At 67.7% G+C, this 13,318-nt stretch carries 12 protein-coding genes; 6 read left to right on the top strand and 6 right to left on the bottom strand.

Annotated elements, in window-relative coordinates; genetic code table 11:
- Positions 1-210: 210 nt before the first annotated feature.
- The 4 genes from uvrC (at position 211) to ASG62_RS21945 (ending at position 3,778) form a co-directional block, all read left to right on the top strand.
- A complete protein-coding gene (gene uvrC / locus ASG62_RS21960; protein ID WP_056690428.1) occupies positions 211-2,289 on the top strand; it encodes an excinuclease ABC subunit UvrC in 2,079 nt (692 codons plus the stop codon).
- Positions 2,290-2,394: 105 nt separating this feature from the next.
- Positions 2,395-2,976 carry a CDP-diacylglycerol--glycerol-3-phosphate 3-phosphatidyltransferase gene (gene pgsA / locus ASG62_RS21955; RefSeq protein WP_056690424.1) on the top strand — a complete coding sequence of 194 codons (582 nt, stop codon included), beginning with the start codon at positions 2,395-2,397 and terminating at the stop codon, positions 2,974-2,976.
- Between the two features lie 63 nt (positions 2,977-3,039).
- Positions 3,040-3,291 carry a molybdopterin converting factor subunit 1 gene (gene moaD, locus ASG62_RS21950; RefSeq protein ID WP_056690419.1) on the top strand — a complete coding sequence of 84 codons (252 nt, stop codon included), beginning with the start codon at positions 3,040-3,042 and terminating at the stop codon, positions 3,289-3,291.
- Position 3,292: 1 nt separating this feature from the next.
- A complete protein-coding gene (locus ASG62_RS21945) occupies positions 3,293-3,778 on the top strand; it encodes a molybdenum cofactor biosynthesis protein MoaE (RefSeq protein WP_056690417.1) in 486 nt (161 codons plus the stop codon).
- A 951-nt stretch (positions 3,779-4,729) separates the two neighbouring features.
- On the opposite strand, the gene ASG62_RS21940 is transcribed toward ASG62_RS21945, so the two are convergent.
- The 5 genes from ASG62_RS21940 to ASG62_RS21920 form a co-directional block, all read right to left on the bottom strand.
- Positions 4,730-4,972 carry a hypothetical protein gene (locus ASG62_RS21940; protein WP_056690413.1) on the bottom strand — a complete coding sequence of 81 codons (243 nt, stop codon included), beginning with the start codon at positions 4,970-4,972 and terminating at the stop codon, positions 4,730-4,732.
- Between the two features lie 3 nt (positions 4,973-4,975).
- Entirely contained in the window at positions 4,976-6,490 is a 1,515-nt protein-coding gene (locus ASG62_RS21935; protein ID WP_156382302.1) for a Ppx/GppA family phosphatase, read from the bottom strand.
- Positions 6,483-8,651, bottom strand: a complete 2,169-nt coding sequence (locus ASG62_RS21930) for an RNA degradosome polyphosphate kinase (protein WP_244487483.1) — start codon at positions 8,649-8,651, stop codon at positions 6,483-6,485. Before ASG62_RS21930 ends, ASG62_RS21935 begins: the two co-directional genes overlap by 8 nt.
- A gap of 188 nt (positions 8,652-8,839) precedes the next feature.
- Positions 8,840-9,592 (bottom strand): hypothetical protein, encoded by a 753-nt coding sequence (locus ASG62_RS21925; protein ID WP_200944642.1) that lies wholly within the window; start codon positions 9,590-9,592, stop codon positions 8,840-8,842.
- A gap of 40 nt (positions 9,593-9,632) precedes the next feature.
- Positions 9,633-10,823, bottom strand: coding sequence for an AI-2E family transporter (locus tag ASG62_RS21920; RefSeq protein ID WP_056690407.1), 1,191 nt, complete (start codon positions 10,821-10,823; stop codon positions 9,633-9,635).
- A 231-nt stretch (positions 10,824-11,054) separates the two neighbouring features.
- On the opposite strand from ASG62_RS21920, the gene purM reads away from it, so the two are divergent.
- Together purM and purN are read left to right on the top strand one after the other, a co-directional pair.
- Positions 11,055-12,137 (top strand): phosphoribosylformylglycinamidine cyclo-ligase, encoded by a 1,083-nt coding sequence (gene purM / locus ASG62_RS21915; protein WP_056690803.1) that lies wholly within the window; start codon positions 11,055-11,057, stop codon positions 12,135-12,137.
- A gap of 50 nt (positions 12,138-12,187) precedes the next feature.
- Entirely contained in the window at positions 12,188-12,799 is a 612-nt protein-coding gene (purN, locus tag ASG62_RS21910) for a phosphoribosylglycinamide formyltransferase (RefSeq protein WP_244487482.1), read from the top strand.
- An 88-nt stretch (positions 12,800-12,887) separates the two neighbouring features.
- Here purN and ndk read toward each other — a convergent pair whose 3' ends face one another.
- Positions 12,888-13,310, bottom strand: a complete 423-nt coding sequence (gene ndk / locus ASG62_RS21905) for a nucleoside-diphosphate kinase (protein ID WP_056690399.1) — start codon at positions 13,308-13,310, stop codon at positions 12,888-12,890.
- Positions 13,311-13,318 lie beyond the last annotated feature (8 nt).

Raw genomic sequence — 13,318 nt, 5'->3', positions numbered from 1 at the left:
CGAACGAGTCCCGCTGCTTCCGAAAATGTGGGCTCTCGGCGGCTGCGGCGCAAGGACGCCCATCCTTTCCCCCGCCGCATTCGCCCCCTCCCATTCCCGCGGCGACGAATCATATAGAGAGGATCGGACCTTATGCCGTTCCGAGCCGCGCCGTCTCCGGCGCGACGCCGCCGGTTCCGGCGCCCCACCCGACATGCCGGCCGCGCATTGATGCCGCGACCGACCAGCGAAGACGATATGAGCGATACGACAGAGACCCTGGCCGACACCGATTTCGACGACGACCTTCCCGAGGACGAGGAGGAGATCGCCGGCGAAGCCTTGGAGATCCAGGGCAATGCGGAGCTGATCGCGGCGATCGACTGGAGCCATGGCGGGCGCGACATCGACCAGACGCTGGAGGGCGCGCCGCTGATCGCCGCCTTCGTCAAGCGCCTGCCGAACTCGCCCGGCGTCTACCGCATGTTCGGCAAGGACCAGGAGGTCCTCTATGTCGGCAAGGCGAAGTCGCTGAAGAAGCGCGTCACGAGCTACACGCGGCTCGGGGGGCACACGAACCGCATCGCGCGCATGATCCGCGAGACGCGGCACATGGAGTTCGTCACGACGCGGACGGAAACCGAGGCGCTCCTGCTCGAAGCGAACCTCATCAAGCGCTTGAGACCCCGATTCAACGTCCTCATGCGGGACGACAAGTCTTTCCCTTACATCCTTGTTTCCGAAAGCCACGAAGCGCCCGCCATCATGAAGCATCGCGGCGCGCGGTCGCGGAAGGGCAGCTATTTCGGCCCCTTCGCCTCCGCTGGCTCCGTCGGGCGCACGATCAACTCGCTCCAGCGCGCGTTCCTCCTGCGCACCTGCACGGACAGCGTCTACGAGAGCCGCTCGCGGCCCTGCCTTCTCTACCAGATCAAGCGCTGCTCCGGCCCCTGCACGCGCGAGATCTCGATCGAGGACTACCAGGGCCTCGTGGACGAGGCGAAGGGCTTCCTCTCCGGCCATTCCAGCCAGGTGAAGCAGGGCATGGCGAAGGCCATGCAGGAAGCCTCGGAGGATCTCGACTTCGAGCGTGCCGCGATCTATCGCGACCGCCTCTCCGCGCTCGCCCATATCCAGGGCCACCAGGGCATCAACCCCGCCGGCGTGGAGGAGGCCGACGTCTTCGCCATCCACACCGAGGGCGGGCTCACCTGCATCCAGGTCTTCTTCTTCCGCACCGGACAGAACTGGGGCAACCGCGCCTATTTCCCGCGCGCCGACTCCTCGCTGGAGCCGACCGAGGTGCTGGGCGCGTTCCTGGCGCAGTTCTACGATTCGACGCCCGCGCCGCGCCTCGTCCTCGCCTCGGTGGAGATGGAAGATCGTGAGCTTCTCTGCGACGCGCTGAGCGTGAAGGCCGGGCGCCGGGTGCAGATCCAGGTGCCGGCGCGCGGTGAGAAGAAGGATCTCGTCGACCATGCGCTGACGAACGCGCGCGAGGCGCTGGGCCGGCGGCTGGCGGAGACCTCGTCCCAGGCCCGGCTTCTCAAGGGCGTCGCCGAGACGTTCAAGCTGTCGCAGGTGCCGCGCCGGATCGAGGTCTTCGACAATTCGCACATCATGGGCACGGCCGCCGTCGGCGCCATGATCGTGGCGGGGCCGGAGGGCTTCGTGAAGAATCAGTACCGCAAGTTCAACATCAAGAGCACGGAGATCACGCCCGGCGACGATTTCGGCATGATGCGCGAGGTCATGACCCGGCGCTTCTCGCGCCTCGTGAAGGAGCATGGCGACGCCGGCCCGGCGCCCGAGGCCCCGCCCGTGGAGGACGCCGCCGATGCGCCGGACCTGCCGGCCTGGCCGGACCTCGTGCTGGTCGACGGCGGCAAGGGGCAGATCTCGGCGGTGCGCGCGATCCTCACCGAACTCGGCATCGCCGAGAAGGTGACGACGATCGGCATCGCCAAGGGCATCGACCGCGATGCCGGGCGCGAGCGCTTCATCGTGGAAGGGCGCGAGCCCTTCTCGCTGCCGCCGCGCGATCCGGTCCTCTACTTCGTCCAGCGTCTGCGCGACGAGGCGCACCGCTTCGCCATCGGAACGCACCGCGCCAAGCGCAAGAAGGAGTTGGTGGCCAATCCGCTGGACGAGATCGCCGGCATCGGCCCCTCGCGCAAGCGCGCCCTCCTCCACCATTTCGGCACGGCGAAGGCCGTCTCGCGCGCCGCGCTCGGCGATCTTCTCAAGGTCGAGGGCATTTCGGAGGGCATGGCCAAGCTCGTCTACGACCATTTCCACGAACGCGGTTGAGGCGGCCTTCCCGACCGGTCTTTTTTCTTTTTCTCCGCGCGGCGGTTGACCTCGAAGCCCCGCCGGGATTGAACAGGCGGCGCCGTCATCCGACCGGACTTTCCCATGGCCTCTCGGGCTTACAACCTACCCAATATGCTGACCTATGCACGCATCCTGGCGGTCCCGCTGGTGGTGCTGTGCTTTTTCGGAAGCGGCGGGTTCGAGCCGACCGATACGGCGCGCTGGTGGGCGCTCGTCATCTTCGCGGTCGCCAGCATCACCGATTTCTTCGACGGCTATCTCGCGCGCGCCTGGCAGCAGACCTCGACGATCGGACGCATGCTCGATCCGATCGCCGACAAGCTGCTCGTCGCCGCCTGCCTTCTGCTGCTGGCCGCGGACGAGACGATCAAGGGCTGGTCGCTATGGGCCGCGATCGTCATTCTCTGCCGGGAAATCCTCGTTTCCGGGCTTCGCGAGTATCTGGCGGAGCTGAAGGTGAGCGTGCCCGTCACGCAGCTCGCCAAGTGGAAGACGACGCTCCAGATGGTCGCCGTCAGCGTGCTTCTGGCCGGCCCGGCCGCCGACAAGATCCTGCCCTACGCCACCCAGACCGGGCTCGGCCTTCTCTGGATCTCGGCGCTGGTGACGCTCTACACGGGCTACGATTATTTTCGCGCCGGGCTGCGCCATATTCCGGACTGACGTGGAGCCGGCTGCTTCCGCGCGTGTTTCCTCGAAGACAGCAGCGCCGGAAGGGAGTCGGCCATGAAACTCGTCTATTTCGCCTGGGTTCGCGAGCGAATCGGCCTTGCCGAAGAGGAGGTCGCGCTGCCGGCGGGCCTTCACACCGTCTCCGATCTCCTCCACTGGCTGCGCGGCCGCGGCGAGGGCTATGCCGAGGCGCTGCAGGCGCCCGAGGTGATCCGCGTCGCGATCAACCAGGAGCATGTCGAGCATTCCGAGACGATCGACGGCGCCCACGAGATCGCCCTCTTCCCGCCAATGACGGGCGGCTGAGATGGACGCCGCGGCGCCCTTCGTCCGCGTGACGCCTTTCGTGCGCGTGACAGAGGAGCGGATCGACATCGCCGCCGAGATCGCCGCGATGGCCGGCGGCGGGGCGATCGGCGGGCTCGTCACCTTCTCCGGCTATTGCCGCGACGAAGGGGGAACGCTCGCCGCCCTTGAACTCGAACATTACCCCGGCATGGCGGAACGCCAGATCGCTGCCGTCGCGGTCCAGGCCTGTCGCCGCTGGCCGCTCCTCGCCTGCCGCGCGATCCATCGGCACGGGCTGGTGCGGCCCGGCGACGAGATCGTGCTCGTCGCCTGCGCCTCCGCCCACCGCGACGCGGCCTTCCAGGCGGCGAGCTTCCTCATGGACTATCTGAAAACCAGCGCCCCCTTCTGGAAGCGCGAGCACCGGATCGACGGCACGCTCGGCGACTGGGTCGCGGCGAAGGACACGGACGCGGCGGCGACGGAACGCTGGGCGAAGAGCTGAGGCGGTGGAGAGCGATCTCTTTTTCCCTCCGGGGAGAAGGTCGCGGCCCCCTCGGCAAGCTCGGGAGGAATGAGAGGCGATCAGCCGCGATGGTCGGAACAAGGCCCCTCATCGGCCTGCCGGCCACTTCTCCCCGATGGGGGGAGAAGAACCTCTTTCTGAACGGCTCGGCTGCGAAGCGCGGAGACGGTGGAGAACTATCTTCTTCTCTCCTCCGGGGAGAAGGTCGCGGCAGCGGGATGAGGGGTGACTTGCCGCAGCGGTCGGTTCAAAGCCCCCTCTTCGGCCTGCCGGCCACTTCTCCCCGGTGGGGNAGCTGCGCCGTCATGTCCACGTCCTTGACGTTGAACTTCTCGACTGATCGCTTGGTTTCTTCTCCCCTGCGGGGAGAAGGTCGCGGCAGCGGGATGAGGGGTGACTTGCCGCAGCGGTCGGTTCAAAGCCCCCTCTTCGGCCTGCCGGCCACTTCTCCCCGGTGGGGAGAAGAACCTCCTTCTGAACGACTCGGCTGCGAAGCGCCGGGACGCCGGAGAACTATCCTCTTCTCCCCTCCGGGGAGAAGGTCGCGGCAGCGGGATGAGGGGTGACTTGCCGCAGCGGTCGGTTCAAAGCCCCCTCTTCGGCCTGCCGGCCACTTCTCCCCGGTNCGGGGAGAAGGTCGCGGCAGCGGGATGAGGGGTGACTTGCCGCAGCGGTCGGTTCAAAGCCCCCTCTTCGGCCTGCCGGCCACTTCTCCCCGGTGGGGAGCAGAATCTCGTTCTGAACGGCTCGGCTGCAACGCCCGGAGACGCCGAGACGCCGAGACGCCGGACAACTATCTTCTTCTCCCTTCCGGGGAGAAGGTCGCGGCAGCGGGATGAGGGGTGACCAGCCGCGACGGTCGGAACAAGGCCCCTCATCGGCCTGCCGGCCACCTCTCCCCGGAGGGGAGAAGAGCCTTATCCTGAAGCCTTATCCGCGCCAGCTTGCCCCATCAGCCGCCTTGCACCCCTCCGGCGCCAGCGCGTCCGGAAACCGGGCGTGCAACTGCCCGCAGCCCCAGCGGTTCAGCGGCTCGGGCATCGCGCCGTTGAGCTGCGTGCCCTCCGCATCGTGCGGGTTGGCGGTGGCCGTCACGTAGACGTACCACTTGCCGCCGAGGAACAGGCCGACGCCGAGGGCGACGCCGGCGGCGAGGCCGAGGAAGCGCAGCATGGATCAGGCCGCTTCGATGCGGAGCTTGCGGTCCACGACCTTGGAGAAGGCGTCCAGCCGCGAGACCGGCTTTTCGCTGATGAGACCGGCGAGATCGCGCGGCAGAAGCAGCGTGTAGCCGCCGCGCGGGTCCTGGCGCCATTGCAGGCGACCGAGAATGCCTGGCACCGAGGCGGTGAGGATATAGGCGACGCGGAAGAGCGAGGCGATCAGGCGCGCGCGCTCCAGAAGGCGCGGGCCGACGAGGTTCAGCATTTCCGGCTGCACGCCCAGCTCGAAGCTGCCCTCGTGCCGGTAGAAGTTGGCGAGCCCGAGATAGGCTCTGCCGGCATGGTCGATGGCCGAGAAGGAGGCATAGGTCAGCGTGGAGAAGCTCTGGGCTCCGCGATAGTCAGGATGGGCACGCCAGCCGACGTCGGAGAGAAGACAGGCCGCCTCGCGCAGGCGCTCCTCGTAGGGCGTCTCGTCGATCCGCAGCGTCTCGAAGGTGCGGCGGCTGAAATCGGCGAGTTCAACCGCATGGCGCGGCGAGCGGGCGCGCAGGATCGCGAATTCGAGCGCGGCCTCGATCAGCGGGTCCTTGCGGCGCTCCTCCTCCGACAGAAGCGAGTGGAGGTAGCCCTCGCGCACGCCGAGGGCGGAGAGGACGATGCTCGCCGGCTTGATGTGCTTGATCACCGCCTGGAGCGTCACGGCGCCGAAGGCGAGCAGCGTGCGGCGCTGCTTGGAGACGGCCGCGATGCCCGGCATCTTGTCGGGATCGCCTCTCGCGACCATGTCGAGAAAGTCCAGCCAGTCGGCCGCCGGCGCCTCGTAGCCGTGCATGACGTGGAGCGGATAGCGGCGCTGCTCCATGTGGAGCTTGGCAAGATTGCGCCAGGTGCCGCCGACCGCGAAGAACGGCCGCCCTGCCCCGCTGCCGGTCATTCCGCAGCCGCCGACATGCGCATCGGCCAGCGCCCGCGCCTTGGCGATGTCGTTGCCGGAGAGATCCTGAAGGCGCAGACCGCCGAGCGGCAGGGTCAGCCCCGTGTTGATGCGCCCGTTCGTGACGTCGACCAGTTCGAGGCTGCCGCCGCCGAGATCGCCTGCGATGCCGGACGGATCGTGGAAGCCGGCGACGACGCCCTCGGCCGCGAAATGGGCTTCGTCGGCGCCCGACAGGATCTTGATCGGCGTTCCGATCGCGGCCTCGGCCGCCGCCACGAAATCGGGACCGTTCAGCGCCTCGCGGGCGGCGGCGGTGGCGAGTGGATGCACCTCCGTGACGCCGGCCTGATCGAGCAGGCTGCGGAACCGCGCCAGCGCCGCGAGCGCGCTGGAGACGGAGCGCTCGTCGAGCCTCTTGGTCTGCGCCAGTCCCTTGCCGAGACCGGAAAGGACCTTCTCGTTGAAGACCATCGTCAAGGCGCGGGAATTGCCCTCGTAGATGACGAGACGGACGGAGTTGGAGCCGATATCGACGACGGCGACGGGCGTGCGCCCGGCGATCCGTCCCTGGGGAATCAAGTCAGTCAAAGCGCGAATGCTCGGCACGCTGGCGGGCGATGAGGCGGGGCGCGTCGGATTTCAGCGCCTTGCCCCGGCCGGACAGGCTGGGATTGGTCATGAAGTAGCGTTGGGTGTTGAAGGGCTGCTCCTCCGGCGGCGGCACGATGCGCCGGGAGGTGCCGTCCGACATGACGGACCAGCTCTGCTGGTTGTCGAGGATGTTGCCGAGCATGATCTGCGAGAGAACCTGGCTGTGCACGGTCGGATTGGTGATCGGCACCATGGTCTCCACCCGGCGGTCGAGATTGCGCGGCATCATGTCGGCCGAGCCCATGTAGACCAGCGCCTTTTCCGAGGGCAGGCCATGGCCGTTGCCGAAGCAGAAGATGCGGCTGTGCTCCAGGAAGCGGCCGACGATCGACTTGACGCGGATGTTGTCGGACAGGCCCGGCACGCGCGGCCGCAGGCAGCAGATGCCGCGTACGATGAGATCGATCTCGACGCCCGCCTGGCTCGCCCGATAGAGCGCGTCGATGATCTTGGCATCGACGAGCGCGTTCATCTTCATCCAGATCTGGCCCGGCCGGCCCGCCTGGACATGCTTCACCTCGCCCGCGATCGCATCGAGAATGGTGCGGCGCATGGTGAGGGGCGAGATCGACAGCTTGCGAAGCTCGGCCGGCTCGGCATAGCCGGTGATGTAGTTGAAGATCAGGAGGACATCGTGCGCGATGTCGGGATCGGTCGTGAAGTAGGACAGGTCCGTGTAGATCTTGGCGGTGATCGGGTGGTAGTTGCCCGTGCCCATGTGGACGAAGTTGACGAGCTTGCCCTCCTCGCGCCGGACGACCAGCGAGAGCTTGGCATGGGTCTTCTTCTCGATGAAGCCGAAGACGACCTGCACGCCGGCGCGCTCCAGATCGCGCGCCCACTTGATGTTGGCCTCTTCGTCGAAGCGCGCCTTCAGCTCCACCAGCGCCGTCACCGACTTGCCGGCTTCGGCCGCGTCGACGAGCGCGCGCACGATCGGCGAGTTGTTGGAGGTGCGGTAGAGCGTCTGCTTGATCGCGATCACGTTCGGATCGGACGCCGCCTGCCACAGGAACTGCGCCACCACGTCGAAGGATTCGTAGGGGTGGTGGACGACGATGTCCTTCTCGCGGATCGCGGCGAAGCAATCGCCGTTGTGCTCGCGGATGCGCTCGGGAAAGCGCGGAATGTAGGGCGGAAACTTCAGGTCGTCGCGATTGCAGCGGACGATCTGCGAGACCGATTCGAGCGCCAGCATGCCCTCCATCACGGAGACGCGGTTCTCGGGCACGCCGAGCTGGCTGGCGACGAAGATGCGCAGGTCTTCCGGCATGATCGAATCGAACTCGATGCGGATGACCTGCCCGCGCCGGCGGCGCTTCAGCGCCGTCTCGAAGAGGCGCACGAGATCCTCGGCCTCTTCCTCGACCTCGATGTCGGAATCGCGGATCAGCCGGAAGGTGCCGGAGCCGCGCACGCGGTAGCCGGGGAACAGGCGCGAGATGAAAAGCGCGACGACGCTTTCCAGCGGCACGAAACGCAGCTGGCCCTTGTCGTCCACCGGCAGTTCGACGAAGCGTGGCAGCGCGGTCGGCAGGCGCAGGAGCGCGTTCATCGGCTGCCCGTCGCGCTCGCGCATCAGCGCCAGGGCGATGGAGAAGCCGAGATTGGGAATGAAGGGAAACGGATGGGCCGGGTCGATCGACAGCGGCGTCATCACCGGGAAGATCGCCTCCTCGAAATGGCGCTCCAGCCAGACCCGGTCGTCCTTCTTGAGGTCCCCTGCCCCGACGATCGAGATGTTCTCCTGGCGCAGGTCCTTCACCAGTTCGGCCAGGGACGCCTGCTGCTCCTCCTGGAGGCGGCCGACCTCGGCGAGAATCTGGTCGAGCTGCTCCTGCGGCGTCAGCCCGTCGTCGCTGCGAAGCGTGATGAGGGCGCGCACCTGGGCGGCGAGCGCGGCGACGCGCACCATGAAGAACTCGTCGAGATTGCCGGCCGAGATCGACAGGAACCGCACGCGCTCGAGCAGCGGATAGGCGGTGTTCTGCGCCTCCTCCAGCACGCGCCGGTTGAACTGAAGCCAGGAGATCTCCCGGTTGATGAACCGGTCCGCGGGAAGCTCGGCGATTTCCGCAGGCTCGGCCCGTTCGGCCAAGACGTCGGGCTTGGCTTCGGCGGAGTTCGCCGCCAGCCGCTCGGCGATCTTGGCGACCGAGCTCGTCGCCGCCTTCACGGTCGCGGCCGCTTCCGGCGCCGCCGTCACGTCGGCTGTTCCGCTCGTTTTCCGCGTCCTACGACGCACCGGCCGCACTTCGCCGGCGGCGGTGTCCTCTTTCTCCACGCTTAACTCTCCGTGCTGCGCCCTTCTTCGGCGCTGTCGCTTCCCTTGTTGCCTATTTCGCTGTCATGGTCAGCCGGCTTCGCGATTTTTCTATCGTTTCCCCCAAAATCGGGCGCTTTGAGAACATCGGCAAGGAGGGATCGGTTGATGCGCTCCTTGCGGGCGAGCGCCTCGCGATCGACGGCGGCGACGAAGCGATTCGCCGCATCGAGCGAGCGCTCCATGCGCGCGGCGGCATAGGCGACGAGCTTGTGATCGACCGCCATCTGCCGATCGGCGAAGAGCTTGGCGAGAACCCCTTCGAGCAGCGCCTCGTCGGGCGCGCCGAGTTCGGCGCTCGTCGCCGCCTTCAGGCGCGAGGCGAGATCGGGAAGCGCGATCTCCATCGCGGCCGGCCGGACGCGGGAGGTCAGGAGCACGCTGCCGCCGCCGAGCCGCGCCGCATTGACGATGCCGAAGATCTCCGCCTCGTTCCAGCGGCCGCGATCGACATCGTCGATCACGACGGCGAAGGGCTCGTCGCCCGTGGCATCCGGCGAAGGCGGCACCGCGCCCGCCATCTCCGCCCAGGCCGCCGCCAGATGCGACTTGCCGGCGCCGGGCGGGCCGACCACGACGAGAACCGGATGGCCCCAGTCCGGCCAGCGATCGACGGCGGCGACCGCGAGCCGGTTCGCCGCCGTCACGATCAGATCGTCCCGCGCCTGCGAGGCGCGATGCGGCAGGTCGAGCGGCAGCTGCGAGGGTCTCGTCATGTCCGGACGGCCTCCGGCCGGTTCGCCCACCCGCGCGCCATCAGGCCTTCGGGACCGCATCGCCGCCGGGCAGGACCGGGCGGAACTCGGCGTCGAGCGCCGCGCGCATCGGCTGTCCCGCGAGGGCGCCGGGCTTGGAGATCTCCTGCCCGAGGCTGCGTCCGTAATACATCTCGCTCTGCATGTACTGGTTGATCACGAAGCGCATGAGAACGCCGACCGCGGCCGCGGCCGGCACCGCGATCAGCAGGCCGACGAAGCCGAACAGCGCGCCGAAGGCGAAGAGCGCGAACATCAGCCAGACCGGATGGAGCCCGACCGAGGCGCCGACGAGCTTGGGCTGAAGGATGTTGCCCTCGAAGAACTGGCCGGTGAAGAAGACGGCGAGCGTGGCCGCGACCCAGATCCAGTCCGGCCAGAACTGCACAAGTGCGACGCCGAGCGCCAGGAACAGGCCGACCGTCGAGCCTACATAGGGAACGAAGGAGATGAGGCCTGCGAAGAGGCCGATGAGAAGGCCGAAGTTCAGGCCGACCAGCGACAGGCCGACCGCATAATAGGTGCCGAGGATCAGGCAGACGCTGCTCTGTCCGCGCAGGAACCCCGCGACGGCGCGGTCGATCTCGGAGGCAAGGCGGCGAACCGTCGTCACATGCTGGCGCGGCACCCAGTCGTCGATCCGCCGCACCATCCGGTCCCAGTCGAGGAGCAGGTAGAAGGCGACGACCGGAGTGACGACGAAGAGCGACAGGAAGTTCACGAAGGCCAGACTGGACGTCCAGAGCGAGGCCATCACGGTGGAGACGAGACCGGAGCCCTCGCTGACGATCTTGCCGAAATCCTGCTTCAGCGCCGATTCGTCGCCCGGCAACAGCCATTGCAGCGGACCGGTGCGCGCCTGGAGCGCCAGCTGCTGAAGCCGGTCCAGATAGGACGGAAGGCGCTCCACGAAGGAGGCGATCTGGCTGCCGATCACGGGAACGACGACGAGCATCGTGCCCGTGAGAACGACGATGAAGACGAGGAGGATCACCAGACTCGCCATCAGCCGCGACAGCCCGCGCTTCTCCAGCCAGTCCGCGACGGGATCGAGGAAATAGGCGATCGCCATGCCGAAGACGAAGGGCAGGAGAATGCCGGCGAAGAGGTAGAGAAGGGCCAGGACCACGAGGGCCGTGATGCCCCAGAACATGGCCTGCCGTCGCAGCATCCGGTTGCGGTCGTTGCTCATTCCGGCCGTCTCCGTCAGCCCCGCCGGTGAAATGCGTCTCCGCGGGCGGCAAGATGGGGAGATAGTCAGGCCGGTGTGACCGGGTCAAGGCTTGGGACGGGCAAGGCTCGACGCGTCCAAGCTCTTGCCGCAACACCGCCTTCCGTGCGACCTCAAACCCCAAGGAGACCGCTTGGGACGCTCGCACCGATGCCGAGGTTCCGCTTCAGGTCCCGCACAGGACGGATGCCCATGAGCGAGCAGAAGAACAGCCTCACCTACGCCGATGCCGGCGTCGACATCGATGCCGGCACCGAGATGGTGCGGCGGATCAAGCCGCATGTGCGCGCGACGCGCCGGCCGGGCGCCGACGGCGAGATCGGCGGCTTCGGCGGGCTCTTCGATCTGAAGGCGGCCGGCTTCACCGATCCCGTTCTCGTCGCGGCCAATGACGGCGTCGGCACCAAGCTGAAGATCGCGATCGACACCGGCCTTCACGGCACGATCGGCATCGACCTCGTCGCCATGTGCGTCAACGACCTCGTCGTGCAAGGCGCCGAGCCGCTGTTCTTTCTCGACTATTTCGCGACCGGTAAGCTCGATCCGGCGCAGGGCGAAGCGATCGTCAAGGGCATCGCGGAGGGCTGCAAACAGGCCGGCTGCGCGCTGATCGGCGGCGAGACGGCCGAAATGCCCGGCCTCTACGCGGAGAAGGACTACGATCTGGCGGGCTTCGCCGTCGGCGCGGCAGAGCGCGGCAAGCTCCTGCCGAGCGGGGCGCTCGCAGCCGGCGACATCGTTCTCGGCCTCGCCTCCTCCGGCGTCCATTCCAACGGCTATTCGCTGGTTCGCCGCATCGTTTCTCTCGCCGGGGCCGACTATGCGGCGCCGGCACCTTTCGAAACCAAGGCCGCGACGCTCGGCGAAGCGCTGATCGAGCCGACGCGCATCTACGTGAAGTCGCTTCTGGCGGCATTGCGCGCCGAGCACGTCGCCGAGCTCGGCGGCATCAAGGCCCTCGCCCACATCACCGGCGGCGGCTTCCCCGAGAACATTCCGCGCGTCCTGCCCGATCATCTGGCCGCCGAGATCGACCTCTTCGCCATCCACACGCCCCCGGTCTTCCGCTGGCTGGCCAAGACCGGCGGCGTCGCGGCACCTGAGATGCTGCGCACCTTCAACTGCGGCATCGGCATGATCGTCGTCGTGTCCGAGGCCGAGGCGGCCGCCGTGTCGGCGATCCTCCAGAGCGAGGGCGAAGAGGTCGTGCCGCTCGGCCGTCTCGTCCATCGCGACGGCGAGGCCGTCCTCTACAATGGCGAGCTCGCCCTTTGAGCCAGACGAAGAAGCGCATCGTCGTCCTTCTCTCCGGGCGCGGCTCCAACATGGGCGCCTTGGTCGAGGCCGCGAAGGCGCCGGACTTTCCCGGCGAGATCGTCGCCGTCATCGCCGACAAGGCGAATGCGGGCGGGCTCGAACTCGCGCACGAGCTGGGGATCGAGGCGACCGCCGTGCCGCGGCAGGGCCTTCCCGACAAGGCCACGCACGAGGCCGCCGTCATCGCGGCCATCGAGGCGGCACGGCCGGATCTCATCTGCCTCGCCGGCTACATGCGCCTTCTCTCGGCCGAGTTCTGCGAGCGCTTCGCCGGGCGGATGATCAACATCCACCCCTCGCTCCTGCCGCTCTTTCCCGGGCTCGACACCCATGCGCGCGCGCTCGCCGCCGGGGTTCGGCTGCATGGGGCGAGCGTGCATTTCGTCACCTTCGAAATGGATGGCGGTCCGATCATCGCGCAGGCCGCCGTGCCGGTCGAACCGGGCGACACGCCGGACGACCTCGCCGCGCGGGTGCTGAAGGCCGAGCATCAGCTCTATCCGCATGCGCTCCGGCTGGTCCTCGACGGCTACGCGCGCTTCGTGGACGGACGCACGGAGTTCGGCGGCCTCGCGCCGGCGGCCGAGCAGGCCCGGTTGATCTCGCCCGCCCTCGGCTGAACCGCTCCCATCGCCGCAAACGAAAAACCCCGGCCGCTCCTTCGAGCGACCGGGGTTTCGTCTGTCGATCAATCGAGACGCGGCTGGATCAGCCGACGATCTCGGTCTGCGAGAACCAGTAGGCGATCTCCTCGGCGGCGGTCTCGGGGGCGTCGGAGCCGTGCACCGAGTTCTCGCCGATCGAGAGGGCGTGCGCCTTGCGGATCGTGCCCTCGGCTGCCTGCGTCGGGTTGGTGGCGCCCATCACTTCGCGGTTGCGCGCGATGGCGTTCTCGCCTTCCAGAACCTGGACGATCGTCGGGCCGGCCGACATGGACTCGACCAGCTCGCCGAAGAAGGGACGCTCCTTGTGGACGGCGTAGAAGCCTTCCGCATCGCGCTGGCTCATCCAGACGCGCTTGGAGGCCACGACCCGCAGGCCCGCCTCTTCCAGCATCTTGGTGATCGCGCCGGTAAGGTTGCGACGCGTCGCGTCGGGCTTGATCATGGAAAACGTGCGTTCGACCGCCATCGTGTTCG

Source organism: Aureimonas sp. Leaf427 (assembly GCF_001425485.1).
Classification (GTDB): Bacteria; Pseudomonadota; Alphaproteobacteria; order Rhizobiales; family Rhizobiaceae; genus Plantimonas.
This window is presented reverse-complemented; position numbering and strand designations above follow the sequence as displayed.

What these genes read in the sequence shown, in the direction of transcription:
- ndk (WP_056690399.1), bottom strand. Translation starts at nt 13,310, where the DNA reads ATGGCGGTCGAACGCACGTTTTCCATGATCAAGCCCGACGCGACGCGT.
- purN (WP_244487482.1), top strand. Translation starts at nt 12,188, where the DNA reads ATGGGCGCCTTGGTCGAGGCCGCGAAGGCGCCGGACTTTCCCGGCGAG.
- uvrC (WP_056690428.1), top strand. Translation starts at nt 211, where the DNA reads ATGCCGCGACCGACCAGCGAAGACGATATGAGCGATACGACAGAGACC.
- purM (WP_056690803.1), top strand. Translation starts at nt 11,055, where the DNA reads ATGAGCGAGCAGAAGAACAGCCTCACCTACGCCGATGCCGGCGTCGAC.
- moaD (WP_056690419.1), top strand. Translation starts at nt 3,040, where the DNA reads ATGAAACTCGTCTATTTCGCCTGGGTTCGCGAGCGAATCGGCCTTGCC.
- ASG62_RS21925 (WP_200944642.1), bottom strand. Translation starts at nt 9,592, where the DNA reads ATGACGAGACCCTCGCAGCTGCCGCTCGACCTGCCGCATCGCGCCTCG.
- pgsA (WP_056690424.1), top strand. Translation starts at nt 2,395, where the DNA reads ATGGCCTCTCGGGCTTACAACCTACCCAATATGCTGACCTATGCACGC.
- ASG62_RS21940 (WP_056690413.1), bottom strand. Translation starts at nt 4,972, where the DNA reads ATGCTGCGCTTCCTCGGCCTCGCCGCCGGCGTCGCCCTCGGCGTCGGC.
- ASG62_RS21920 (WP_056690407.1), bottom strand. Translation starts at nt 10,823, where the DNA reads ATGAGCAACGACCGCAACCGGATGCTGCGACGGCAGGCCATGTTCTGG.
- ASG62_RS21945 (WP_056690417.1), top strand. Translation starts at nt 3,293, where the DNA reads ATGGACGCCGCGGCGCCCTTCGTCCGCGTGACGCCTTTCGTGCGCGTG.